At 66.2% G+C, this 23,918-nt stretch carries 21 protein-coding genes; 12 read left to right on the forward strand and 9 right to left on the reverse strand.

The genetic code is table 11. The annotated features are described in order from the left end of the window. Positions 1-296 precede the first annotated feature (296 nt). Both GV068_RS07200 and GV068_RS07205 read right to left on the reverse strand, forming a co-directional pair. On the reverse strand, positions 297-782 hold the full coding sequence (locus GV068_RS07200) for a hypothetical protein (RefSeq protein WP_159696682.1): 486 nt from the start codon (positions 780-782) through the stop codon (positions 297-299). Beyond that, positions 754-1,488 (reverse strand): hypothetical protein, encoded by a 735-nt coding sequence (locus GV068_RS07205; protein WP_159696683.1) that lies wholly within the window; start codon positions 1,486-1,488, stop codon positions 754-756. The genes GV068_RS07200 and GV068_RS07205 overlap by 29 nt, the downstream gene beginning before the upstream one ends. Before the next feature lie 175 nt (positions 1,489-1,663). Between GV068_RS07205 and GV068_RS07210 the strand changes: the two genes are divergently transcribed. From GV068_RS07210 to GV068_RS07220, 3 genes are read left to right on the forward strand one after another with little or no spacing between them, the layout of a single operon-like run. Further along, positions 1,664-2,245, forward strand: a complete 582-nt coding sequence (locus tag GV068_RS07210; protein ID WP_229463850.1) for an RNA polymerase sigma factor — start codon at positions 1,664-1,666, stop codon at positions 2,243-2,245. Positions 2,246-2,261: 16 nt separating this feature from the next. After that, positions 2,262-2,753, forward strand: a complete 492-nt coding sequence (locus tag GV068_RS07215) for a hypothetical protein (protein WP_159696684.1) — start codon at positions 2,262-2,264, stop codon at positions 2,751-2,753. Between the two features lie 32 nt (positions 2,754-2,785). Further along, complete coding sequence (locus GV068_RS07220; protein ID WP_229463852.1) at positions 2,786-3,907, forward strand: hypothetical protein; 1,122 nt, start codon at positions 2,786-2,788, stop codon at positions 3,905-3,907. A gap of 65 nt (positions 3,908-3,972) precedes the next feature. On the opposite strand, the gene GV068_RS07225 is transcribed toward GV068_RS07220, so the two are convergent. Further along, on the reverse strand, positions 3,973-4,461 hold the full coding sequence (locus tag GV068_RS07225; RefSeq protein ID WP_159696685.1) for a DUF3016 domain-containing protein: 489 nt from the start codon (positions 4,459-4,461) through the stop codon (positions 3,973-3,975). Between the two features lie 187 nt (positions 4,462-4,648). On the opposite strand from GV068_RS07225, the gene GV068_RS07230 reads away from it, so the two are divergent. Further along, on the forward strand, positions 4,649-5,362 hold the full coding sequence (locus tag GV068_RS07230; protein ID WP_308637002.1) for a DNA-formamidopyrimidine glycosylase family protein: 714 nt from the start codon (positions 4,649-4,651) through the stop codon (positions 5,360-5,362). 183 nt (positions 5,363-5,545) lie between these two features. After that, positions 5,546-7,051 carry a response regulator gene (locus GV068_RS07235; protein ID WP_159696687.1) on the forward strand — a complete coding sequence of 502 codons (1,506 nt, stop codon included), beginning with the start codon at positions 5,546-5,548 and terminating at the stop codon, positions 7,049-7,051. Between the two features lie 186 nt (positions 7,052-7,237). Here GV068_RS07235 and GV068_RS07240 read toward each other — a convergent pair whose 3' ends face one another. The 3 genes from GV068_RS07240 to GV068_RS25160 all read right to left on the reverse strand — a co-directional run bounded on the left by GV068_RS07240 (position 7,238) and on the right by GV068_RS25160 (position 10,102). Continuing rightward, positions 7,238-9,175, reverse strand: coding sequence for a GAF domain-containing protein (locus GV068_RS07240; RefSeq protein WP_159696688.1), 1,938 nt, complete (start codon positions 9,173-9,175; stop codon positions 7,238-7,240). 101 nt (positions 9,176-9,276) lie between these two features. Further along, positions 9,277-9,780, reverse strand: a complete 504-nt coding sequence (locus tag GV068_RS07245; RefSeq protein ID WP_159696689.1) for a hypothetical protein — start codon at positions 9,778-9,780, stop codon at positions 9,277-9,279. A 91-nt stretch (positions 9,781-9,871) separates the two neighbouring features. Continuing rightward, the gene (locus GV068_RS25160) at positions 9,872-10,102 is read right to left on the reverse strand and encodes a hypothetical protein (protein WP_229463860.1); all 231 of its coding nucleotides are present in this window, start codon (positions 10,100-10,102) and stop codon (positions 9,872-9,874) included. 261 nt (positions 10,103-10,363) lie between these two features. Between GV068_RS25160 and GV068_RS07250 the strand changes: the two genes are divergently transcribed. The 3 genes from GV068_RS07250 to GV068_RS07260 all read left to right on the forward strand — a co-directional run bounded on the left by GV068_RS07250 (position 10,364) and on the right by GV068_RS07260 (position 13,955). Beyond that, on the forward strand, positions 10,364-10,741 hold the full coding sequence (locus tag GV068_RS07250; RefSeq protein WP_159696690.1) for a hypothetical protein: 378 nt from the start codon (positions 10,364-10,366) through the stop codon (positions 10,739-10,741). 105 nt (positions 10,742-10,846) lie between these two features. After that, the gene (locus tag GV068_RS07255; RefSeq protein WP_159696691.1) at positions 10,847-13,483 is read left to right on the forward strand and encodes an EAL domain-containing protein; all 2,637 of its coding nucleotides are present in this window, start codon (positions 10,847-10,849) and stop codon (positions 13,481-13,483) included. A gap of 220 nt (positions 13,484-13,703) precedes the next feature. Next, positions 13,704-13,955 carry a hypothetical protein gene (locus tag GV068_RS07260; RefSeq protein WP_308637004.1) on the forward strand — a complete coding sequence of 84 codons (252 nt, stop codon included), beginning with the start codon at positions 13,704-13,706 and terminating at the stop codon, positions 13,953-13,955. Between the two features lie 18 nt (positions 13,956-13,973). On the opposite strand, the gene GV068_RS07265 is transcribed toward GV068_RS07260, so the two are convergent. After that, a complete protein-coding gene (locus GV068_RS07265; protein WP_159696692.1) occupies positions 13,974-14,891 on the reverse strand; it encodes a LysR family transcriptional regulator in 918 nt (305 codons plus the stop codon). 114 nt (positions 14,892-15,005) lie between these two features. Here GV068_RS07265 and GV068_RS07270 point away from each other — a divergent pair, with 114 nt between their 5' ends. Then, positions 15,006-15,407: a RidA family protein gene (locus GV068_RS07270; protein WP_159696693.1), complete on the forward strand. Its 402-nt coding sequence runs from the start codon at positions 15,006-15,008 to the stop codon at positions 15,405-15,407. A gap of 6 nt (positions 15,408-15,413) precedes the next feature. Here GV068_RS07270 and GV068_RS07275 read toward each other — a convergent pair whose 3' ends face one another. Beyond that, positions 15,414-15,872 (reverse strand): hypothetical protein, encoded by a 459-nt coding sequence (locus GV068_RS07275; protein WP_159696694.1) that lies wholly within the window; start codon positions 15,870-15,872, stop codon positions 15,414-15,416. Between the two features lie 203 nt (positions 15,873-16,075). Between GV068_RS07275 and GV068_RS07280 the strand changes: the two genes are divergently transcribed. Next, positions 16,076-16,594, forward strand: coding sequence for a hypothetical protein (locus GV068_RS07280; protein ID WP_159696695.1), 519 nt, complete (start codon positions 16,076-16,078; stop codon positions 16,592-16,594). 4 nt (positions 16,595-16,598) lie between these two features. On the opposite strand, the gene queC is transcribed toward GV068_RS07280, so the two are convergent. Continuing rightward, positions 16,599-17,309, reverse strand: a complete 711-nt coding sequence (queC, locus tag GV068_RS07285) for a 7-cyano-7-deazaguanine synthase QueC (RefSeq protein WP_159696696.1) — start codon at positions 17,307-17,309, stop codon at positions 16,599-16,601. A 213-nt stretch (positions 17,310-17,522) separates the two neighbouring features. Here queC and GV068_RS07290 point away from each other — a divergent pair, with 213 nt between their 5' ends. Next, positions 17,523-19,304, forward strand: a complete 1,782-nt coding sequence (locus GV068_RS07290) for an autotransporter assembly complex family protein (RefSeq protein ID WP_229463862.1) — start codon at positions 17,523-17,525, stop codon at positions 19,302-19,304. Continuing rightward, positions 19,304-23,734: a translocation/assembly module TamB domain-containing protein gene (locus GV068_RS07295; RefSeq protein WP_159696698.1), complete on the forward strand. Its 4,431-nt coding sequence runs from the start codon at positions 19,304-19,306 to the stop codon at positions 23,732-23,734. Before GV068_RS07290 ends, GV068_RS07295 begins: the two co-directional genes overlap by 1 nt. Positions 23,735-23,918: the final 184 nt, after the last annotated feature.

Raw genomic sequence — 23,918 nt, forward strand, 5'->3', positions numbered from 1 at the left:
AAGCGCCGGATAAGCGTCGTCTATCGGAACCTCGCATGGCACGACCTGTACGGAAGGGGCGACAGAAAAGTGAAAGCTAACAACGTGGGTGCAGATTGCTGCCGTAGTTTCGTCCACCCATGCGGGGTGCACTTGCGCTCGTGGACTCACCCAAACCGCGTCAAGGAGACGGCCAACCATTAACAATGCGTTCATCGTTCGCTACCTCGGAATGCCTCACTAGCCTTTCGACGTCTGCTTTTGGCCGTTAGCAGACGCTTAGAACGGCCAGTTCGCACCAGCGCTTAAAAGTATCTTCAGCTCCTGCCGATCGGCTCGACGATCTTCTCGGCTTCGGCCTGGCAGTTCTCGAGCTTCGCGTCGTCCGCTTCCACCGGCCCGTACCATTCGCGCACGCCGAAAAACCCTCTGGTCCGCAGGATCCATGCCTTGCGCGTTTCGGTATCGAATACGATCTTGTGCTTGAAACCATCACTGACGAATTCCGGCGTATGAATCGGCAGATGCAGCAGGCGCCCCGTCTTCGAGAATTTCGGCAGGCTGACGGACGATATCGGCGTGAGGAAACCGCTGAACGTGATGCCGTAGCGTTTGGTCAGTGCATCGAGCTCCGGACAGGCGCTGGCATTGGCGCCGAGCAGGGCTGCGACGAGGGCGACAAACGTCCGTTTCATGGCGATCCATTCCTGCTGGCTGGGATGCGGAACACGATAGCAGCAGTTCTCGATCGCGGCAATCCTGCCGAAGGCGCCATCACAGGCGCCGCAGCTGCCAGGTGCCATACGGATTGGCAAACAGCGAGTCCGGCCCGTAGTCGACGCCCTTCCCCGCCGAGACGACGTACACCGGCGCATCCGGCGCGCAGGCAAAGGTCTGGCCTTCCTTGATGATCGGGTGTTCCGTGTACAAGTACCAGGAAAAGGTCCGCGCCACCTCGACGGCCTCGGCGCTGTCTTCTTCAAACACCTGCACATCGTGCATGCCAAAGGTATGCATACTGCAGGAATACGCTTCGCGGCGGCCGCCGACCACGGCCACGAAAGCGTTATAGGGGCTGAACAAGGCAAACTCCGCGCACATCCTGCGCCAGGCCTGCGGCGCATGCGCCAGGCCGCTGCTTTCCACCTTTACGCCAAGGCCGCCCGCAACGAGCAATGCCTGCGCCGCCAGCATCAGGGCCTGGACGTTCTGGTCCGAGCCGCCATGGCCCAGCAGGTAGACGACGCTGCGGTGTGAACCGATCGCGGCCATCTCGGGCGCATCGCGCCAGTGCGGGCCGGCTGCAGCAAACGCCTGGGCCATGCGTTCGTCGGCAGCTTCATGTTCCAGCTCGAAGACGTGCTTGGTCTGGACATGCATCAGCAGGCGTCCCGCAAACAGGTAGTCGCCCTTACTCCCCGCGATAATGCGCTGCAGGAGTTCGCTGCGATCGCTCCAGGGGCCGGGGATGCACAGGACCAGTTGGGCCAGCGGCTTGGTGTCACTCATGGGTTGAATTTGTAAATTGTCGAATGCGAGGGCTTTACCATCTCACGCAACGATAGCAAAGTGCGCCCACGAAAAACGCGCGCTTTGTCACCCGAGGCCAGCCAACCCGGCCGTTTTCCGAAAATACTTGGAACTTTTCGTCACACCGCCCGGAATACGGTTAAAGATGACAAGCATGATGACCATCACCCCAGAGACCGCCGACCACGAGCTGCTGCGCCTGACGCACGCAGGCCGCGCCGACGCCTTTACGGCGCTGTACCGGCGCCACCAGGGTCCGCTGTACCGCTACGCGCTGATGCGCTGCGGCGCGCCCGAGATGGCGGCGGACGTGGTGCAGGAAGCCTTCATGGGCCTGCTCACGCAGCGTTTCGCCTTCGATCCGCTGCGTGGCCAGCTGCAGCACTTCCTGTTCGGCGTGGCGCGCAACCTGGCCCTGAAACTGGAGGAATCGCGTCAGCGCCAGGTGGCGCTGCCGGAGCCCGACGAGGATGGTGAGCTGGAGCTGGACGTGGCCGTTGATGGCGCCGAGCCGCTCGCCAGCCTGCTGGGCAACGAGGCAGCCGAGGAAGTAAGGCGGGCCCTGAGCCTGCTGCCGGCGCACTACCGCGACGTGGTCATCCTGTATGAACTGCATGAACTGTCGTACCAGGAGATCGCCACGGTCTGCCAGGTCGACATCGGCACCGTCCGCTCACGCTTGTCGCGTGGCCGGGCGGCCCTGGCGAAGCGCCTCCGGGCGCATGCGCCTGCCTAGCGAATGGATGGAGTAGATGATGGACATGAATGACAACCCGGATGCAAAGCTGGCCGCCGCCTTCGCGGCGCTGCGCGGCGAGCTGGCCGGCCAGGACACCCCGCGCTGCGTGGAAAAGGAACTGCTGCAGGCTTTCGAGCGCCAGTTCAAGCCGAAGCGCCGCTGGTACCAGGCCCTGAGCCTGCCCCAATGGGGCACGGCCGGCGCCCTGTGCTCGCTGACCGCCGTGGTGCTGCTGGTGGCGCAATCGCCGCACGAAGCGGTGCGCGTGGGCAGCCAGCCGCTGGTCAGCTTCGACAACGGCGCCGCCTTCGTCGCCCTGGATTCGCTCGAACGGATCGAAGCCGAACCCGATGCCCAGCTGGTCGAGGCCGAGGTGCCGCGCACCGCGCTGGCGCCGCTCGGCCTGTCAGTCAGCCCGGAAAACGCGGCCGATACCGTGCGCGCCGAAATGCTTGTCGCCGCTGACGGCCACCCGCTGGCCGTGCGGCTCAGTTCTGCGAACTAATACCCACAATTCACCAACAAGAGGATGCCATGATGACGAAGAAGATCTTGATTGCAGCACTGCTGACCAGCGCCCTGGCGCCGGCCCTGGCCGACGAGATGGGCTACGAGGACGCGCCGCGCACCGAGCGCCGCATCGTCACCCGCAGCGCAGGCGACCTGCCCGTCCGGCTCGGCAATCTGGATGCGCTGGCAGTGCTGGACGGGATCGACAGCCACGCGCTGCTGGTTCACCACGCGAAAATGGTCAAGAACGCGCCCTACAGCGCCGAGATGGTCTCGGAGAAGGTCCAGACCCTGAGCGACGGCAACCAGATCGTCAAGAAGAGCAGCACCAAGAGCTACCGCGACAGCGCCGGCCGCAGCCGCACCGAAATGCGCAGCCCCGAAGGAGAGCTGGTGGCCGTGACGATCAACGATCCGGTGGAAGGCGCGCGCTACATCCTGCGTCCGCGCGACAAGAGCGCGATCAAGGTCTCGGCGCCGAACAGCACCGTCGTCGTGGCGCGCGAACAGGCGCGCGCCGCAGCGGCGCAAGCACGCGCGGCCAGCACCGAAGCGCGCGTCGCCGGCGCCCAGGCCCGCGTGGCCGCCGAACAGGCGCGCGCCCGCATCGAAGAACTGCGCCGCGAAGGCAAGCTGCCGGAGGGCGAGCGCGTGATCATCAAGCAGGTCGAGCGCTCCGGCGGCGTCGGCGGCGAGCACAAGGACGTGCAGATCCGCATCGCCCAGGTGGCGGCGGCCCAGGCCGCGGCGCGCGTGGCGCCGGTGATCGCCGGCGCGATCGGCGAGCACAAATGGGCCTCGAAAGCCGAATCGAAGGACCTGGGAAGCCGCGATTTCAATGGCGTGAAGGCCAACGGCACCCTGCGCAGCTACGAGATCCCGGCCGGCGAGATCGGCAACCGCAACGCCATCGTGGTCAGCACCGAGACTTGGATCTCGCCGGAACTGCAGGCCGTGGTGTACCAGAAGCGCAGCGATCCGCGCAGCGGCGAGTCGGTGTTCCGCCTGGAAGACCTGAAGCGCGAGGAGCCGGCCGCAAGCCTGTTCACCGTGCCTTCGGATTACACGGTTAAGGACACCGCGGCGATCGCCAAGGAAGCGGCCGAAAAGGCGGCGGCGGCGCGCGCCAAGGCCGATCGCAACGGTTGATCGCCGGCGCGGAAAACGAAAACGGCGCCCTTGGGCGCCGTTTTTTCATGCCTGCCGCGGAAGCTTCAGGACTTCTTGTGCAGGATGGTCTTGTTGAACCAGTCCTCGATCATGCGCTTCTCGTAGCGCAGCCGGTCGCCGTCGGTCAGGCGGTTGATGCGGTTCAGATAGTTCATGTCGGTCAGCCTTTCCTTGCCGCTGGCGACCACCTGGCCATTGCTGGTGAGGGTGTAGCGCAGGTCCATGATCGGCCAGTCGGCGCCGCCCTTCAGGATGCGCAGGTCGCGGCCGCTGCGGCTGTTCGGGTACTCGCGGCCGGCCAGGTCGATGTCGGTGACTTCCACCGTCAGGTCCTGCCCCGGCGGCAGCTGCTTGCCGATTTCGGCGAAGAACCCGGCCAGGTCGTCCAGCACCTCCTTGCGCTCCCACTGCGCGAACGGCAGGTCGGAGAACTTGTCGGATTCCACATAGTTGACGGTCACGCCCGCCGAGGCGGCGCCGGCGCTCAGCGCGAACAAGCCAGCCAGGGCCACCTTGCCAATCACGGATTTCATCGCTTTCCCTTTCAATATTTCGTACTGGTTCATGTTCCGAATATACGCCCTTTACGCGGCCTTTCCAGTACCCCTTTGTCGAAGTTTTGTATCCAAATGTTAGGCCCCGCACACCCGCTTTTGCCGGCTGAGCCGACAATGGCACGGAGGAGGTCGCATCGTGCCAGAAGGACCATCACTATATATCTTGAAGGAACTGGTTACCGGCTTTACGGGCCAGGACATCGTGCGCGCCGACGGCAATGTGCGCGCCATCGATCCGGCGCGCCTGGTCGGCCAGCGCATCGAGGCCATCCACACTTGGGGCAAGCACCTGCTCATCGAGACGGCCGAGATGGTGGTGCGGGTCCACTTCCTGCTGTTCGGCACCTACCGCATCAACGAAGGGCGCGAGGGCAAGACGCCGCGCCTGTCGATCGAAACCGCCAAGGGGGACGTACTGAACCTCTACGCCTGCCAGGTCAAGGAAATCGACCGCGCCACCTATGAGGCCTACGATTTCAGCGCCGACGTCATGTCCGATTCCTGGGACCCGAAGAAGGCGCGCAAGAAGCTGCGCGCCAACCCGGACATGCTGGCCTGCGACGCCCTGCTCGACCAGGACATCTTTTCCGGGGTCGGCAACATCATCAAGAACGAGGTGCTGTTCCGCATCCGGGTGCATCCACTGTCGACCGTCGGCGCCCTGCCCGCACCCAAACTACGGGCCCTGGTCGAGGAGGCGCGTCAATACAGCTTCGACTTCCTGGAATGGAAACGTCAATACGTGCTCAAGCAGCATTGGCTGGCCCACGCCAAGCGGACCTGCCCGCGCTGTCACATTCCATTCAAGAAGGCGCATCTCGGAACCAGCAATCGCCGTAGTTTTTACTGTGAAAACTGCCAGAAGCGCTACATTTGAGTGCGTTTTACTGTCTTTCCCTTATTTATTTCACATAGCTTTCGGCTTCGTGACATCGTTAACCAACACTTTTAATGTTGCCTGTTGTTAAGGGCTAATGGTCGTACTACAATCGATTTGACTTGCGGCTACATATCTGCCGCTCGATTGTGCGAATGATCAACCCACGGTAACGGTAACCCTATGTCCTTCCTCTCCAATGCGGCGCCCAAGCTGGCTCCATGGAAAGTCCTGCTGGTCGACGACGAGCCGGATATCCATGACATCACCAAGCTGACCCTGTCCCGCTTCCGCCTCGACGGACGCGCGCTGAGCTTCGTGCACGCCTACAGCGGCGCCGAGGCCAAGGAAGTGCTGGCGCGCGAGCAGGACATCGCGCTGGTCTTCCTCGACGTGGTCATGGAAAGCGAGGACAGCGGCCTGGAAGTGGCGCGCTGGATGCGCCAGGACCTGGACAACCAGTTCACCCGCATCGTGCTGCGCACCGGCCAGCCGGGCCAGGCGCCGGAAGAACGCGTGATCGTCGATTACGACATCAACGATTACAAGGAAAAGACCGAGCTCGATCGCACCAAGCTGTTCACCACCACCTTTGCCGCCCTGCGCGCCTACCGCGACATCATGAAGGTCGAGGAAGCGCGCCGTGCACAACAGACCTACCGCGAAGGCCTGGAGCGCGTGATCGCCGCCTCGACCCACATTTTCCAGCAGCGTAACCTGAAGGATTTCGCCAACGGCCTGCTGCAGCAGGTGGTGGCGCTGCTGCGCCTCGAACAAAGCATGCTGCTGCGCCTGAAGGGCGCGAGCGTGATCGCCGGCGAAAGCCAGTACGAGGTGCTGGCCCAGATCGGCGAGATGGAAGGCGAGGAGATCGGCCCCGAGCTGATCGCCCAGTTGGACGACGCGCGCCACAACCGCATTTCGCGCCTGCACGGCGACACCTATGTCGGCTACTTCCCGAACAACAGCGGCAAGGCTTCCCTGCTGGTGCTGAAAGGCGTGGAAGAGATCGCGGAGATCGACGCCCAGCTGCTCGAGGTGTTCTGCTCGGGCGTGGCGATCGCTTTCGACAACATCCTGCTGAACCAGGAAATCACGGACACCCAGGCGGAACTGATCCTGCGCCTGGGCGACGTAGTGGAATCGCGTTCCAACGAAGCCGGCAACCACGTGCGCCGCATGGCCCAGGTCTGCCACCTGCTGGCCCAGGCTTCCGGCATGCCGGAAGACGAAGTCGCGACCCTGATGCACGCCGCGCCGATGCACGACGTGGGCAAGATCGCCACCCCGGACGCGGTGCTGCTCAAGCCGGGCCGCCTGACCGAGGACGAGTGGGAAATCATGAAGCAGCACCCGACCGTGGGCCTGCAGATCCTCGACGGCTCGCAGCGCCCGATCCTCAAGGCCGCCGCCGTGATCGCCCACCAGCACCACGAGAAGTTCGACGGCACCGGCTATCCGCAGGGCCTCAAGGGCGTGGACATCCACCCGTATGCCCGCATCGTGGCGGTGGCCGACGTGTTCGACGCCCTGAGCCACAAGCGCTGCTACAAGGACGCCTGGCCGGCCGAGAAGGTGACCGAGCACCTGCGCGAGGTGGCGGGGCATCACCTGGATCCGTATTACGTGGATCTGCTCATCAAGAACATGGACAAGGCGCTGGAGATCAATGAGGCGTGGCCGGATTGATAGGCCGTACGCTTCCTTGAATCAGTAACAGTTGAGCCGTCATCCCGGCGAAGGCCGGGATCCAATTCCGTCGTGTACTACCAGCGCAACCGCAGCCGGTACAGTGGCAAACTTGGGTCCCGGCCTTCGCCGGGACGACGTTTACAGGTAGGTGATGGACTGGGGCGTCATCAGGATGCCCGTTCCTTACTTCTTCAACGACCGCGGGAACCGCAGGTGATACTGCAAGCCCTGCCCCGGTTCGCTCTCCGCCTTCACCGTCCCGTTCAGCGCCCCCGTCACCAGGTTGTGCAGGATGTGCGCCCCCAGCCCGCTGCCGCCGGTTCCGCGCTTGGTGGTGAAGAAGGGATCGAACATCTTGCCCAGCGTGTCCTTGTCCATCCCCACGCCGTCGTCCGCGTAGTCGAACACCACCTGCTCGCCCTCCAGCGCGGCGCGGATCGTGATGGTGCCCGAATGGTCGCGCTCGAAGCCGTGCAGCAGCGAATTCATGACCATGTTGGTGACGATCTGCGACACCGCGCCCGGCGAGCTGTCCAGCACCAGGTCTTTCGGGCAGTCCACCTCCACCTTCACCTTGCGGCCCTTGAACTTGGGCTGCAGCGACAGCAGCACCTCGTTCACGTAGCTGCACAGGTTGAAGTTGCGGACGTCGCCGGATGACTGGTCCACCGCCACCTGCTTGAAGCTGCGCACCAGTGCGGCCGCGCGCTGGGTGTTGGTGGTCATGATGCGCAGCGACTGGTCGACGATGTCCAGGAAGGAATTCAGGCTGTCTTCCGTCATCTGGCCGGCCGCCAGCTCCTCGCGCGTGAGCTTGAGTTCCTGCACCAGGTGGCTGGTGGCGGTGACGCAGATGCCGAGCGGGGTGTTGATCTCGTGGGCCACGCCGGCCACCAGGCCGCCCAGCGAGGCCAGTTTCTCCTGGCGCACCAGTTCCGACTGCGCTTCCTGCAGCTGGTGCAGGGCTTCATTCAGCGCGGCGTTCTGCACTTCCAGGGTTTCCTTGGTCTTGCGGATCTTGCGGTCGGCCTGCATGCGCGCCAGCGCCACGGCGACGTGGCTGGCCATGAAGGCCAGCAGGTCGAGGTCGGCCTTGGTATAGATCACCTCCGGATCGTAGCTCTGCACCACCAGCACGCCGTAGGGCTGCTCGTGCACCAGCATTGGCGCGCCCATCCAGCTGGCGACTTCCTGGTTGCCGATCTGCTGCTTGACCAGGCCGTTGGCGGCGAGGTGGCGGAAGCTGGTCGCGTCGTGGAGCTGGGCCTGCTTGCTGGTCAGGACATAGGAACACATGCCCTGGCCGAGCGGGAAGCGCTTGACCGGCACCTCGGCGTCCTTCTCGTCGACGAAATACGGAATGCTGATTTCCTGCGTATCGGGATGGTAGAGGGCGATCAGGAAGTTCTTGGCCACCATCAGTTCGCCGATGATGCGGTGCAGGCTGGTGGTCAGGCCCTCGGTGTCGAGCGCCTGGGCCGACAGGCTGGCGATCTGGTACAGCGCGTGCTGCACCTGCTCGGCGCGGCGGCGCTCGTTGACTTCCACCGCCAGCGCCGCGGTGCGTTCCTGCACCGCGCGCTCGAGCCGGTCCATGCTCTGCAGGCCTTGCAGGGCGAACGAGATGTGGTTGGCGATCTGGGAGAACAGCGCCTGGTCTTCCTCGCTGTAAGTGATGCCCTCGGTGTAGCTCTGGATGACCATTGCGCCCAGGGCCTGATGGTGCTGGTCGAGCAGGGGCACGCCCATCCAGTGCTCGGCGGCACTGCCCTGGCCCCACTTCATCCCCTCACGCTCGCGCGCCTCGAAATCGTCGGCGGTGATCATCAGGCGTTCGCGGTTCACCAGCACCCAGGCGGTGGGCGACTCTTCCGGCGCGGCCAGGGTGATGCGCTCGAAGGCATCCGGCGTCTCGTCCTCTTCGTCGACGAAGTAGACGAAACGCACCGAACCGTCTTCCTGGTCCGACAGCGCCACATAAAAGTTGGCCGCATACATGATGCGGCCCAGGGCGCGGTGCACCGCGCCGATGAATTCGGTGATGTCGCTGCAGGTGGTCGAGAGCTGCCCGATTTCGAGCAGCATCGACTGCACCGCTTCCAGCCTTGCCAGACGATCCATTACTTCCCCAAAGTAATTAAATGCATAGGGGAAATATTAACAGCTCAGCCGTGGCGGCCGAAGCCTTATCTTCCGGACTGTGGCGTTAGGTATTCACCCGCTCAACCCCGTGGCGCGCGGAAATCGTTTTCGATCCAGGCGTGGGCCGAGGCCGGGGTCAGCTTGAAACCGGCCGAGACCCGCACCTTGGCCACCTGCTCGCCCATCTCGTCGGTGGCGGCCAGGATCGCGTACGGGTCGTCGTCGTCCGGCACGATGTCGAGCGTCACCTTCAGCTCGCCGTTCTCGGTCGACACGGTCGTGTTCTTGTGCAGGATGGCGTGCAGGTGCTGCTCGTGGCGGCGGATCACCTCCGATGCCGTCTTGATCAGCGTATTGAAGGCGTTGACGTCGAGCGGCTTCGGGTTTTTCTTGTCGCGGCCCATGGTCCAGGGCCCGACCAGGGCCGGTTCCCGCTCGCCGTCCTTGTACATCGCGACGGCCCAGCCCTCGTCGTCGTCGTTCTTGATCACGCGCGCGGTCCAGCCGTTGCCCTGCCACAGGCGGGCTTCCTGGACGAGGGCGTCTTCCCCGCCGTCCTGCTCGTGTTCGTCATGGTCGTTCATGGTCGTGTTTCCTTATGCCTCAAAGGAGAGATCATAGAGGAAACCGGCCCCATGAAGAAGCCCGTTTGGCTTAAGAAATGACGAGAAAAACTCAGGCGTAGCGCGGACAGCGCCAGTCCGGTCCGCGCGGCGGCCGCACGGGCGGGCGCACGGGTGCCGGGCGCGGGTCGACGGCGGGAGACGGCGCCTCCCGGTTGAACGGATTGATGATGATCGGCGGGATGGCGGGTGGCGCCGATGGCGGGCCTTTGGGACCGCTGTTGGCCAACGCAGGATGCAGTACGGCCAGGTGGTCCCCCATATTCTGGATGACAGCTTGCATAGGATCCCCCTGCTTCAGAACAGGCTGTCAGTATAGGAAAGGATTCGCCCAATGCAAGGCCAAATCGACCACCTTTGTTGCCTCGCGGTTGCATGATGCGCGGCATCCTTGCGCGACCCATTCATCGCGTCTGCACGCGTCCCGGCGCGCGAAAAATGCAGCCTGTCGCAAAGCGATGGCCCGTGTGGCGGCCTGCGCTTACAGTTCAACCATACCGCAACGATATGCGCACAACACACCACTGAAAAAGAGAGGCCCGCCATGAAAAACTTCGCCAAGATCGCCATCCTGTTCCTGATTGCCCTGCTGCTGTGGGACCTCGCTGTCGACAGTTCCGATTTCATGAGCTTCAACATCGACGGCGACGAAGTCAGCGGCCCGCTGGGCGCCTTCCTCGGCCTGCTGTTCGCAGGTGGCGGCGTGATCATCGCCGGCGTGGTGGTGCTGGTGGTGAGCGTGGTGCTGGCGGTGGTGTTCGCCGGCGTGGGCGTGATCCTGCTGGGCGCCCTGGGCGTGGCGGCGGTCGCCGTGGCCCTGGCGATCTCGCCCCTGCTGCTGCCGCTGCTGGTGCCGGTCGCCATCATCTGGTACCTGGTGGCGCGCAGCCGCAAGACCCGCGTGGTGGCGCCCGCCGCCTGATTCCAGCCTCACCCCTTTCAAGCGGCCGGGACCTCCCGGCCGCTTGCGCTTCCGGGCCCGGGCGGAACAGGTAGAATCGGCACAAGCCATCCCTGGGAAGCGCTCATGCAAGTCCCGTCCCCGCGCAGCGGACACCCGATCCACCCCTATCCCCTGTCGCGGCTCGTGATCGTCACGGCCGGGCTGATCGCGGCGCTCGGCCTGATCACCGGCTCGATGCTCTACGCCAGCTACCAGGACGCGCTGCGCGAGCAGGAAGTCACGCTGCGCAACGTGGCCATCGCCTTTGCCGCCCAGACCGCGGGCGCGGCCCAGGCGATCGACAGCGCCGCGCGCCAGTCGGCGCACATCATGCTGCGGCGCGACGACGGCCTGGCGCCGGGCCTGGCGGCGCACCGCTTCCTGCTGCGCGTGGTGCTGTTCGACAGCAACGGACGCCAGCTCGGCAGCCTCCTGCCTGCCGGCGACAAGCGCGACCTGCCCCCGATGCCGGCCGCGCCCGCGGCGGACGCGCCGCGCCGCATCACCATCACCGGCATCGACCGCGCCACCGGCCGCGGCATCCTGAATTTCATCATCCCGGCGCGCGAGCGCGACGGGCGCCGCTTCGGCACCCTGGTGGCGCAGGTCGATTCGCAGGGCTTCGAGCGCCTCTACAACCTGGTCGAACTGGGGACCGGCGGCTCGGTCACCCTGCTCCACCGCGACGGTACCATGCTGGTGCGCGGCCCTGGCTTCCCGGCCGGGATCGGCCACTCCTTCGCCGACACCCCGCTGTTCCGCGACCAGCTGCCGCGCGCCGCGCGCGGCAGCTTCCAGGCGATCAGCCCGATCAACGGTGCGCCCGGCCTGTACGGCTACGACACGGTGGAAGGCGCCGACCTGGTGATCATCACCGGCATGGCACGCAAGGTGGCGCTGGCCGGCTGGTACGGGCGCCTGTGGACCGCCCTCGCTTTTTACCTGCTGCTGGCGGCGGTGCTGGTGCTGCTGGCCTGGCGCGTGGCGCGCGACACGCGCCGCCAGTTCAAGCTGATCGACATGGTCTCGGCCAGCGAGGCGCGCCTGACCAAGAGCTTCGACTACCTGGCCTCGATCGTGAACGCGGTCGGCGCCCCGATCTGGGTGCTGGACGGCGCGCGCCGCATCGTGCTCGCCAACGAAGCCTTCGCGCGCCTGGTGGGCCGCGCGCGCGACAGCCTGCCCGGCCTGGACGAGCGCGCAGTCCTGCCGGGTGACGATCCCGAGCGCGAGCGCCGCTACGACGCCGTGCTGGCCCACGGCGGCACCCTGGACGCCACCGGCACCATGCACGACGGCAGCGGCGAGAGCCGCACCGTGATCCAGCTGACTTCGCGCCTCACCGGCGACGACGGCACCGCCCACCTGGTCAACGTGCTGACCGATATCACCGAGCGCGAACGGGCCGAGGCGCGCCTGGCCTGGCTGGCCGAATTCGACGCCATCACCGGCCTGCCCAACCAGAGCCAGTTCTGGCGCCTGCTGGAGGCGCGCATGGCGGCCTGCGCCAGCAGCGGGCGCGAACTGGCGGCAGTGGCGCTGGTGCTGGAACGCCTGCACGAGATCGTCGACCTGCTCGGCCACGACGCCGGCGACCGCGCGCTGCGCCAGGTGGCCGACCTGTTGCGCGACGCCTGCGGCGACAACGCCGTGGCGGCGCGCATCCGCGGCGCCGAATTCGCCTTCCTGCTCGACGCCGGGAGCGGGCGCACCGGCGTGGAACGCTTCGCGCTGCAGCTGCACGCGCTGATGTCGGGCCCCTTGCAGGTGGACGGGCGCGATTTCTTCCTCAGTCCCGTGCTGGGCGTGGCCCTGTATCCGCAGGACGGGCGCAGCACGGACGAGCTGTATCGCAGCGCCCAGGGCGCGGCCAGCGGCGCCGGGATCGAGGTCGACGAAGCGGTGCACTTCTTCTCGGCCAGCCTGCACACCGAACTCGGCCAGCGCCTCACGATGGAAGCCCACCTGCGGCGCGCGCTCGAACGCGGCGAACTGCGCCTGGTGTACCAGCCCAAGGTCACGGTAGAGGGCCAGCAGGTGGTCGGCTTCGAAGCGCTGCTGCGCTGGAGCAGTCCGGAACTGGGCGTGATCTCGCCGGCGCGCTTCATTCCGATCGCCGAGCGCACCGGCCTGATCATCCCGATCGGCGCCTGGGCGCTGGAACAGGCCTGCCGCCAGATGGGCGAGTGGGCCCAGCAGCTGGGCCGGCCGGTGAAGGTGGCGGTCAACCTGTCGCCGCGCCAGCTGTACCAGAAATCCCTGCTCGACACGGTGCGGCGCAGCCTGGCCGAGCACCGCGTGCCGCCCGGCTGCCTGGAACTGGAGATCACCGAAACCGCCCTGATGAGCCGCGAGAAGGAAGTCGACATCCTGCTGCACGACATTCGCGCGCTCGGGGTCGAGCTGGCGATCGACGACTTCGGCACCGGCTACTCCAGCCTGGCCTACCTGAAGCGCTTCCCGGTATCGCGCCTGAAGGTCGACCGCGCGTTCGTGCGCGACCTCGGGCGCGACGAAGACAGCGCCGCCATCGCCCTCTCCATCGTCAACCTGGCGCGCGGGCTCAAGCTGCAGGTGGTGGCCGAAGGGGTCGAGACGGAAGGCCAGCTGGCGGTGCTGCGCGCCATGGCCTGCGACGAGTACCAGGGCTTCCTGTTCAGCGAGCCGCTGGAGCGCGACGAGGTGCCGGCCCTGCTCGCGGTCAAACCACCGCAGCGCTGAAGGGCTCGGGCCGCCGCGCCGGCAGATTGGCAAGCCTTCGTCTTGTACGGTTTTCAACTGAGACATTTTGTCTCAGTGCATGGGTATTCCTTTTCAGTAGAATGCTTCAGAACCCGCAGTCAGGCCATTCCTGCATGACAGCCGCCGGCATTTTTTCCTCACTCCTCCGCACCCGTTCATCGCTGCGCCCGATCTCAAGCATTACCTGGAAATACTCAATATGATGGATATGGAATGGTTCCCCGTCGTCTTCTTTACCTTTAAATTGCTCGCGCTCAGCGTGGGCATGTTCTTCGCCATCAAGTGGCATTACGACCAGGGGAAGAAGAACGCGGACAAGAAGGCGGAGCAGCGCGCGGTGCTGCGCGCGGGCGGCAAGGTGGCCGCCATCTTCATCGTCTTGCTCGTGAGCCTGGGACTGCTCACCTACTTCTTTGCCACGCGGCTCGGTCTGGATCTGAGCATGCCGTGATCGCAAGGGCCTGTCTCCTCAAGCCTTCGCAGCCTTCACGCGCGGCGCGTGCACGGCCGTCAGTTCGATCACCCAGTCGATGAACACACGCAGCGCCTTGCTCAGGTAGCGGTTGGGCGGATACGCCACGTAGAGCGGCATCGGGTCGATCGTCCAGCCCCCGAACAGGCGCACCAGGGCGCCGCCAGCCACGTGCTCGCGCGCCATGTAGTCGGGCAGCCAGAGCGCGCCCAGCCCGGCCAGGCCGGCCGTCAGGTAGGCATTGCCATCGTCGATGCTCAGGATGGAGCGGCCCGCGATCTTGACGCTCTCCCCACCCCGGTGCATCGCATACGGCAGGCCGTTGGTCCAGCGGTAGCGCACGATGCGGTGGCGCGGGTCCTGCAGTTCGAGCGGATGCGTGGGCGTGCCAGCCTGCGCCAGGTAGGCGGGCGCCGCGTACACGCCCAGCTGCAGGTCGCCGACGTGGCGCGCCACCAGCGAGCCGTCGGTGATCGCGCCGCCGCGCACCACGCAGTCGACCCGGTCGCCGATCAGATCGACCTTGCGGTCGCTGGCGCCGAGGTCGAATTCGATTTCCGGATAGCGCGCGTGGAAGGCCGGCAGGGCCGGCACCAGGATCAGGTTGGCGAAGGGACTGGGCACGTCGACGCGCAGCAGGCCGCGCGGCGCCGGCGAGGAGCCGGGCAGGTTGTTCTCGATGTCGTCGAGATCGGCCAGCAGGCGCACCACCCGCTCGTAGTAGGCGGCGCCATCGGCCGTGACGCTGACCTTGCGCGTGGTGCGGTTGAGCAGCCGCAGGCGTAGGTGGGCTTCCAGCTGCTGCACCAGCTGGGTGATGCTGGTGCGGCTCATGCCGAGGGTCTCGGCCGCTTTCGTGAAACTGCCTGCCTCCACCACCCGCACGAATGCTCGCATGCCGTCGAACCTGTCCACTATCTGCCCTCCTGTGATTATCAGGATTATACAAACAGTGTTGCAGCGATTTTCCTGTTTATCGCAACAAATGATGGCGTTAGAGTGGCTGCATTGACCACCAAGGAGAGCAGCATGCAAGTTCGTGACGTCGTATTTCCCGCGGGCCGCCAGGCCCTGTATGAAAAGAACCGCTATTCGCCGGCCGTGCGTTCGGGCGGCTTCCTGTTCGTGTCCGGCCAGGTCGGCAGCCGCGAGGACGGCTCGCCCGAGCCCGAGCTGGACGCCCAGGTACGGCGCGCCTTCGAGAACCTGAACGCGGTGCTGGCGGCGGCCGGCTGCAGCTTCGCCGACGTGGTGGACGTGACCATGTTCCTGGTCGATCCGGAGAAGAACTTCGAACGGATCTGGGAAGTGGCGCGCCCCTACTGGGGCGAGGCGCCCTTCCCCAACGCGACGGCGGTCGGCGTCACCTGGCTGTATGGCTTCCAGTTCGAGATCAAGGTGGTGGCGAAGCTGCCCGAACAGGGTACGTAAAGCTCATCAGACGCGCCGGCGCTCCAGCCGTTCGGCCACCAGCGCAGTGACCACGGCTTGCAGCACGTGCACGGCCCAACGTTCGCTGGCCTTGCGGCGGCCGGCCTGTACTTCGCCCTCGGTGATGCCGAGCACCGGCGCAATGCCGCCGATATTCACCGCATACAGCGCAGTACCATATAGCACGCCCAGTGCGGCCGGCGACAGGTCCGGAGCCCACTCGCGCAGTTTGGGCAGGGCCGCGCCGAAGGCCGCCGACGCGCCCAGATGATTGACGAATTCGACCGCGCTCGTGCCGGCGTCCCCAATCACGTCGCGCGATCCAGTCATGCGGTCGATCCAGTCGACCGCGTCGCGGTCCAGCGTCTTGGTCAGCAGTCCGGTCTTGCGGCCTGCAACCATGACAGCGGTCGTTACGACGCCGGCGACCACGCCTCCCAACATGGCTGCTTTGTACTTTTGCATGAGACTTCCGATCAAAAAGTGACAGTAATGGACGCGCGATCAAGCTCGCCCGTTTCGATTACTTGTGAACATACGTCGGTAACAAAACTGGATCAGTGCGGTGCTGCACCGATGCTCCGTGTTGAGCAAGGTGAGGATTCGCGGACTTTCAGCGGATTTTCTTTGGCATCATGCAGGTATCCCATTGAGACCGAGGCCATGCCATGAAACGCTCCGCACGCTCCCTGCTGCTGTCCGTGCTCGTCCTGTCCAGCGCGGCTCCGGCCATGGCCTGCGCCGTCCTGTCCCCCGAGCAGGTCGTCCAGAAGCGCAAGGAAGGCCTGGAAAAGATGAAGACCGACGTGCGCGCGCTGATGGACGAGGCCGACCAGGTCTTCGTTGGCTACCTGGGCAAGCTGACCTATCGCGAGGAAACCCGCGAGCCCGATGCCCGCATTCCCATCATCGTGCACGTCAACCAGGCCCATTTCCGCAACGTGCAGCAGATCAAAGGAAGGTACAAGGACGACCAGCCCCTCGAATTCGTTACCAGCCAGAACCGGATCATGATCGGCTGCGGTGGGGAGATTCGCGACACCAATCCGGGCGATCATGGCGCCGGCGAGACCTTTCTCGTCTACGCCAAGGACGGCAAGATCATCAGGACCAATCTCCTGCCACACGTCCCGGCCGGCCTGATGGACGGCCAGCAGGAAGCCGACTTCCTGCGCGCCGCCAAATAGAGCCTCAGGCGGCCTTGTTCGCCACGTACTGCTCGTAGCCGCGCGCCCGCAGCGCGCAGGCCGGGCAGGTGCCGCAGCCGTGGCCCCAGGGGTGCGCGGCGCCGCGTTCGCCCAGGTAGCAGGTGTGGGTATCGAAGCGGATCAGGTCCACCAGCGCCTCGCCGCCGCAGTCCTGCGCCAGCTGCCAGGTCTGCGCCTTGTCGATCCACATCAAGGGTGTCTCGACTTTCAGGCGGGTCGCCATGCCGAGGTTGAGCGCCACCTGCAGTGCCTTCATGGTGTCGTCGCGGCAGTCCGGATAGCCCGAGAAGTCGGTCTCGCACATGCCGCCCACCAGCACGTTCAGGCCGCGGCGGTAGGCCACGGTGGCCGCCACCGTCATGAACAGCAGGTTCCGGCCCGGCACGAAGGTGTTCGGCAAGCCGTTTTCCTGCATCGCGATGGCCACGTTGCTGGTCAGCGCGGTATCCGAGATCTTCGAGATCAGGCCCAGGTCGATCATGTGGTCCTCGCCCAGGCGCGCGTCCCATTCAGGGTTCAGCGCGCGCATCTTCGACAGCACGGTCGGGCGCACTGCCAGTTCGATGGCGTGGCGCTGGCCGTAGTCGAAGCCGATCGTCTCCACGCGCGCATAGCGCTGCAGCGCCCACGCGAGGCAAGTAGTGGAGTCCTGGCCGCCGCTAAAGAGGACGAGCGCGGTGTCGTTGGTTTGCATGATCGATGCCGTTCGAGGAAACCGCGAATTCTGGCACAAAACCGGGTCAAACGTACATCTTCGGAGCCGCACGGCTGGGCCAGGCGTCCGTCATCGTTTTTGCCAATCCGTTAAGATTGCCATGAACTTTACCTTCGGAGCGCCATGTTTCCTGCAAGATCGAATCCCCGCTGCCTGCGTCCCCTGCCCCGCCTGCTAGCAGGTATTGGGGCCATGGTATTTGCCACAGCACTGCATGCCCAGGGAATTGATTACCAGGTCCGCATCGACGCCCCGCGCCAGATCGAGAACATGCTCGAGGAGAACCTCGACCTGATGCGCTGGCGCGGCAATCCGCGGGTCGACATGGAGCAGCTGCAGCGCCTGGTCAAGGAAGCCCCGGCCCAGGCCAAGACCTTCATCGCCACCGAAGGCTATTACTCGCCCAAGATCTCGGCCGGCCTCGATACCAGCGGCGGCCGGCCGGTCGCGCGCGTCATCGTCGATCCGGGCCCCGCCACCGTGGTCGGCGACGTCGACCTGGTGCTGCAGGGTTTCGCCCAGCTCGACAAGGGCAGCGCGCCGTTCGACGCGGGCGCGCTGCGCCAGCGCTGGCAGCTGCCGGTCGGTGCGCGCTTCCGCCAGGCCGACTGGGAAGCGGCCAAGCGCGAGCTGCTGCGCGAAGTGGCGCAGACGCGCTTCCCGCGCGCCCGCCTGGTCGAGACCAGCGCCACCGTCGATCCGGAAGAGCGCCGCGCCCTGCTCCACGTGGTCATCGACAGCGGCCCCGAGATGCGCTTCGGCGAGCTGCGCATCCGCGGCCTAAAGCGCTATCCGCGCGAAGTCATCACCAACCTGAACAAGATCAATCCGGGCGACGAGTACAGCGAAGCCGCGCTGCAGGCGCTGCAGTCGCGCCTGCAGGACACCGGCTACTTCAGCAGCGTCGAAGTGAGCGCCGACATGCGCGCCGTGCTCAATGCCGAGATCGAAGACCTGAAGGACGGCGACCAGGACGCCGACGGCAATCCGGCCACGCCGGAGCCGCCCACCGGCCCCACCGTGCTGCCGGTGCTGGTGCGCGTCACCGAGAACAAGCGCAAGAACGTCGAGGTCGGCCTCGGCTTCTCGACGGACACCGGCGCGCGCGCCCAGGCCAGCTACGACGACCTGAACGTGTTCGGCAAGCGCATGAAGTCCGACCTGATCTACGAACAGAAGCGCCAGACCGCGCGCGTCGACTTCTTCTGGCCGACCACGCCCAAGGGCTACAACGACAGCGTCGGCGCCGGCGTCGAGCGCAACGACGTGCGCGGCGAGATCACCACCCTGGCCACGGTCGCCGCGCGCCGCCAGTGGGGCACGCCGCTGCTTGAGCGCAGCCTCACGCTGGAGGCGCTGGTCGAAAAACGCGAGGTGCCGCCAAGCGAACCGACCACCACGCGCAGCCTCCCGCTCACCTACAGCATCACCAAGCGCAAGCTCGACAGCCTGATCCAGCCGACCAATGGCTATGTGCTGCAGGGCCAGCTGGGCGGCGCCCTGCTGCCGATCCTGACCGACGAAAAGTTCCTGCGCCTGTACACCCGCGGCCAGATGTTCAAGCCGCTGGGCGAAGCCGGCACCCTGGTGCTGCGCGGCGAATTCGGCGCGGTGGCGGCCAAGGAAAAGCTGGGCGTGCCCTCGACCTTCCTGTTCCGCGCCGGCGGCGACCAGTCGGTGCGCGGCTACGGCTACCGTGAACTGGGCGTACGCGAGAACGACGCCATCGTGGGCGGCAAATACCTGCTCACCGCCAGCGCCGAATACCAGTATTACTTCCGCCCACCCTGGGGCGTGGCCGTGTTCTACGACGTCGGCAACGCCGCCGACAAGGTCGGCGACCTGAAGCCGAAATCCGGCTTCGGCGTCGGCGCGCGCTGGCGCAGCCCGGTCGGCCCGATCAACGTCGACGTCGCGTATGGCCACGCCGTCAAGAAAGCGCGCCTGCACTTCTCCCTGGGATTCACCTTCTGATGGACACGAACGACATTTCCAAGGACCCGGCGCCGGCGCCGAAACCACGGCGCTGGCCGCGCCGCGTCGCCATCGGCGTCGTCGTGACCGGCGTGATCGTCGGCGGCACGCTCTGGTACCTCGGCCGCGAAACGACGCTGCAGATGATTGCCCAGCGCGTGGCCGCTTCCACCGGCGGCAAGCTGACCCTCACCGGCGTCACCGGCTCGTTGTACGGCACCATGCACATCGAGCGCGTCGTGTGGCGCACCGACGAGCAGCTGGTGGTGGCCAACAAGATCGACCTGCGCTGGTCGCCCAGCCAGATCGTCTCGCGCGGCATCCTGGTCGACAGCCTGCACGCCGCCAACCTGCGCGTCGAAACGCTCAAGGAAACCGAGGAGCGCTCGCCGATGCCGGCCAAGCTGGCGCCGCCCTTCCCGGTCTCGATCGACGACGCGCGCCTGAACCAGGCGGTCTTCGTGAGCAAGGGCGCGGAAACGCGCATCGATAACATCCGCCTGCGCCTGCATGGGGACAAGCAGAGCTGGACGATCCGCGACGCCGCCGCCGTGACGCCCTGGGGCGACGTAGCGGCAAACGGCAGCATCGGCGCCCAGCGCCCGTTCAAGCTCGATGCGAGTGCCAGCCTGACGCAATCCCAGGCGAAAGCCGGTGCGCGCGCCGCCCAGCTGCGCCTGAAGGTCGGCGGCGACCTGGAGACCACGCTCGTGGACGCGACCGGCCAGGCCGGCCGCGCCGTCGGCGACGCCCACTTCGCGCTGTCGCCCTATGCCGAGATTCCGCTGCGCGAACTGCGCATCAATGGCCGCAACGTCGACCCGGGCTTCTTCAACCCGGCGCTGCCGACGGCCGACCTGACCTTCGCCATCGCGGGCAAGCTGGACCCAAACCGCAACATCAGCGGCAGCGTCAGCATCACCAACGACGGCCCGGAAGGCACCATCGACCAGCAGCGCCTGCCCCTGCGCAGCATGCGTGGCCAGCTGGGCGGCAACCTGAATGCCTTGCAGGTGTCCGACGTGCTGATGGACTTCGGCGCGGCCGGCCGCTTTACCGGCACCGGCGGCGTGCAGCGCGACAAGGACGAGGAAGGTCTCGGCACCGCGCGCTTCACGCTGCACACCGAGCGCTTCGACCTCAAGAACATCTACTCCACCATGAAGCCGACCGCGATCCGCGGCGACATCCAGGTGACGAATGCCGGCACCGTCCAGACCCTGCAGGCGAACCTGGCCGACAAGGCCTTGCGCCTGGCCGCGCTGGCGACGCTGGAAAAGAACCTCGTCACGGTGCGCGAAGCGCGGCTTTCAAGCGGCAGCAGCCGCGTGGACGTCACCGGCAACATGAATCTGCTGGAAGACAAGGCCTTCAAGGCCAGCGCCAGCGCCAGCCGCTTCAACCCGGCCGACTTCGGTGATTTCCCGGAAGCCGACATCAACGCCAGCGTGAACGTGGCCGGCGTCCTGGCCCCGGCCTGGCGCGTGGACGCCGACTTCGCCGTGCGCCGCAGCCGCCTGATGAACCAGGCAATGTCGGGCGAAGGCAAGCTGCACGCCGATGCGAAACGCATCAGCGGCATCAACGCCGACCTGGCGCTGGGCCAGAACACGGTGGCGCTTTCCGGTGCCTTTGGCGGCGCCGGCGACAAGCTGCAGTGGCGCCTGGACGGCCGCCAGCTGTCGGCGGTGCGCAGCGACCTGTATGGCGCCGTCACGGCCAGCGGCGTCGCCACCGGCACCATGGCCGCGCCGCGCACCACGTTCGACCTCAATGCGAATGGCCTCGGCTGGGTCGCCGCCCAGCGCAAGAATGCCAACGGCAGCCTGCGCGCCAGCGGCGAAGCCTGGCTGGCCGGCGGCGAGGGAGCGCGCTTCGTCGAAGCGAAGGTGAGCGGCGCGATGCAGCGCTTCAACCCGGCCGCCTTCGGCTCGCCGCTGGCCGGTTCGATCAACGGCGCTTTCGATGCCAGCGGCCGCAGTGGCGCCGACTGGCGCGGCGCGCTCGACCTGCGCGTGCAGGATTCGACGCTGTCGAACTCCCCGCTGTGGGGCCATGCCAAGCTCAGCGCCGACCGCCGCCACGTCTCGAACGCCGACGTCGACCTGCACGTCGGCGCCAATGTGGTCGCCGCCAAGGGCAGCTTCGGCCTTGGTTCCGACCAGCTGGGCTGGCGCATCGACGCGCCCCAGCTGGCCGCGCTCGGTCCCGACTTCGGCGGCGTGCTGCGCGGCCAGGGCACCCTGTCCGGCACCATGGATACGCCTTCGCTCACCGCTTCGCTGGAAGGCCAGAACCTGCGCCTGCTCGGCACCCACAGCATCCGTTCCCTGCGCGCGAACGCCAACCTCGGCTCCGGCCGCGGCGCGCGCGATGCGCTGGCCAGCGACATCCAAATCACCGAATACGTCAGCGGCGAGACCCGCGTGGCCTCGGCCAGCCTGAAGACCGAAGGCACGCGCGGCGCCCACACGCTGCGCGCGGCCGCCGTGGGCGAAGCGTTCGACGCCAACCTGGAAGTACGTGGCGGCTGGTCGGGCGACACCTGGAGCGGCACCCTGGCCGCCCTGCAAAACCGCGGCCGCTACGCGATGTCGCTGCAGGCGCCGGTCCCGCTGCGCATCAGCGGCGCCAAGGGCAGCGGCGTGATGGGACTGGCCAAGCCGGAAACGCTGGCCTTCAATGGCGCAGTGATCCGCCTGCCGGCCGGCAGCATCACGGTCGACTCCCTGGTCAAGAACGGCTCACGCTGGAACAGCCGCGGCCACGCCGACAACGTGCCGCTCACTTACCTGTCCCAGTTCTCGCCGGCGATCCGCGAGAACGCGCGCGGCGACCTGACCCTGGGCGCCCAGTGGGCGCTCGACCTGCGCACCGCGACCGCCACCGGCGGCGCGCCGGCGCTGGACGGCATGGTCCACGTCTTCCGCGAAAAGGGCGACGTCATCGCCGGCAGCGACCAACCGGTCCCGCTCGGCCTGCGCACGCTCGATGCGCGCGCCGACGTCCAGGGGGGCGCCCTGCGCGTGGCCGTCAATCTGGACGGCACCCGCACCGGCAGCGCCAAGCTGGAAGGCTCGGCCCAGCTGCTGCAGGGACGGCTCGATCGCGATAGCCCGATGCGCATGCGCCTGGACGCCAACATGGGCTCGATCGCCTGGCTGGCCTCGTTTGCCGGCCAATCCGGACTGGAACTGGACGGCGCCCTGCGCCTGGCGGTACAGGGCTCCGGCACCATCGGCACGCCGCGCCTGGACGGCACCGTGCAGGGCGACCGGCTGGCGGTACGCTGGCCCGAACAAGGCCTGCGCCTGCAGAATGGCGAACTGCGGGCGGGTCTCGCCGGCGACCAGCTGCAGCTGCAGCGCCTGTACTTCCAGGGCCGCCAGGGCAGCGCCTCGGCCGAGGGCTCGCTGCGCTTTTCCAGCGGCCTGGCCGCGGCCGACCTGCGCCTGACGCTCGACAAGCTCGAAGCCCTGTCGCGCCCGGACCGCACCGTGGTCCTGAGCGGCAAGGCGTCCCTGGTGCGGGATGCCGAGCGCTTTGCGCTGGAAGGGAATATCCGCGCCGACCGCGCCCTGATCGAATTCGCGCCCCAGGGCCGCCCCACCATGTCGGACGACGTGATTGTGCTGGGCCAGGGCGGCGCCAAGCCGGTCCCTTCCAACAAGAAGGAAGAGCTGCCGCTGACGATCGACCTGCGCGCCGACCTCGGGGACGAATTCCACCTGCGTGGCCTGGGCATCGACGCCACGCTCGCCGGCAACGTCCGCGTGCGCAAGGTCGGTGCCGGCGCGCCGCGCGTAAACGGCACCATCCGCGCGGTCGAAGGCGATTACGCGGCCTATGGACAGCGGCTGGCGATCGAGCGCGCCAACATCACCTTCAGCGGACCGTACGACAATCCTTCGCTCGACGTGCTGGCGGTGCGCAAGCGTCCCGAGGGCGAGCAGCTATCGGAAACCAATGTGGAAGCCGGCGTGCAGGTACGCGGCACCGCGCAGTCGCCACAGGCCAAGCTGGTGTCGACCCCGAACGTGCCGGACAGCGAAAAGCTGTCCTGGCTGGTGCTGGGCCACGGCATGGAAGGCACCAGCGGCAACGAGAAGGATGTGCTGGCCGCCGCCGCCGCTGCCCTGCTGGGCGGCAAGGGCGGCACCGGCGGCATCACGCAGAAGCTGGCGACCTCGCTCGGCGTGGACGAGTTGGGCCTGAAACAGGCCAACGGCACCGCCACCGGCCTGGAAAGCACGGTGGTCACGGTCGGCAAGCGCATCTCCTCGCGCGCCTACCTCAGCTTCGAACAGGGCGCGACCACGGCCTCGAGTCTAGTGCGCCTTCGCTACAAATGGAGCCCGAAGATCACGCTGCAGTTCCAGACGGGTACGAACACGGCCCTGGACGTGTTGTACTCCTGGGCCTTCGATTAATGCGACCGCAGGGATTGTCGAGAAATCTTACAGTCCCTGCCGGAACCTGAAATTTCCCACTAATAACTTTAAATTCATTAGTGCAATTAATTGATTTCTAAGGGGAAATTGAAGTTTCCTGCAAGACTGGCACGTTTCATGCTTAGATATTAAACGAAAGCAAACCTTACGTTTAGATAACTGA

Source organism: Massilia sp. 9I, assembly GCF_902506415.1.
Classification (GTDB): Bacteria; Pseudomonadota; Gammaproteobacteria; order Burkholderiales; family Burkholderiaceae_D; genus Telluria.

Bases quoted from the DNA above. Each gene is read 5' to 3' on its own strand.
- GV068_RS07225 (WP_159696685.1), bottom strand. From the start codon at position 4,461: ATGAAATCCGTGATTGGCAAGGTGGCCCTGGCTGGCTTGTTCGCGCTG.
- GV068_RS07250 (WP_159696690.1), top strand. From the start codon at position 10,364: ATGAAAAACTTCGCCAAGATCGCCATCCTGTTCCTGATTGCCCTGCTG.
- GV068_RS07215 (WP_159696684.1), top strand. From the start codon at position 2,262: ATGATGGACATGAATGACAACCCGGATGCAAAGCTGGCCGCCGCCTTC.
- GV068_RS07255 (WP_159696691.1), top strand. From the start codon at position 10,847: ATGCAAGTCCCGTCCCCGCGCAGCGGACACCCGATCCACCCCTATCCC.
- GV068_RS07245 (WP_159696689.1), bottom strand. From the start codon at position 9,780: ATGAACGACCATGACGAACACGAGCAGGACGGCGGGGAAGACGCCCTC.
- GV068_RS07295 (WP_159696698.1), top strand. From the start codon at position 19,304: ATGGACACGAACGACATTTCCAAGGACCCGGCGCCGGCGCCGAAACCA.
- GV068_RS07280 (WP_159696695.1), top strand. From the start codon at position 16,076: ATGAAACGCTCCGCACGCTCCCTGCTGCTGTCCGTGCTCGTCCTGTCC.
- GV068_RS07240 (WP_159696688.1), bottom strand. From the start codon at position 9,175: ATGGATCGTCTGGCAAGGCTGGAAGCGGTGCAGTCGATGCTGCTCGAA.
- GV068_RS07270 (WP_159696693.1), top strand. From the start codon at position 15,006: ATGCAAGTTCGTGACGTCGTATTTCCCGCGGGCCGCCAGGCCCTGTAT.
- GV068_RS07205 (WP_159696683.1), bottom strand. From the start codon at position 1,488: ATGAGTGACACCAAGCCGCTGGCCCAACTGGTCCTGTGCATCCCCGGC.
- GV068_RS07290 (WP_229463862.1), top strand. From the start codon at position 17,523: ATGGTATTTGCCACAGCACTGCATGCCCAGGGAATTGATTACCAGGTC.
- GV068_RS07210 (WP_229463850.1), top strand. From the start codon at position 1,664: ATGATGACCATCACCCCAGAGACCGCCGACCACGAGCTGCTGCGCCTG.
- GV068_RS25160 (WP_229463860.1), bottom strand. From the start codon at position 10,102: ATGCAAGCTGTCATCCAGAATATGGGGGACCACCTGGCCGTACTGCAT.
- GV068_RS07260 (WP_308637004.1), top strand. From the start codon at position 13,704: ATGATGGATATGGAATGGTTCCCCGTCGTCTTCTTTACCTTTAAATTG.
- GV068_RS07275 (WP_159696694.1), bottom strand. From the start codon at position 15,872: ATGCAAAAGTACAAAGCAGCCATGTTGGGAGGCGTGGTCGCCGGCGTC.
- GV068_RS07200 (WP_159696682.1), bottom strand. From the start codon at position 782: ATGGCACCTGGCAGCTGCGGCGCCTGTGATGGCGCCTTCGGCAGGATT.
- GV068_RS07220 (WP_229463852.1), top strand. From the start codon at position 2,786: ATGACGAAGAAGATCTTGATTGCAGCACTGCTGACCAGCGCCCTGGCG.
- queC (WP_159696696.1), bottom strand. From the start codon at position 17,309: ATGCAAACCAACGACACCGCGCTCGTCCTCTTTAGCGGCGGCCAGGAC.
- GV068_RS07235 (WP_159696687.1), top strand. From the start codon at position 5,546: ATGTCCTTCCTCTCCAATGCGGCGCCCAAGCTGGCTCCATGGAAAGTC.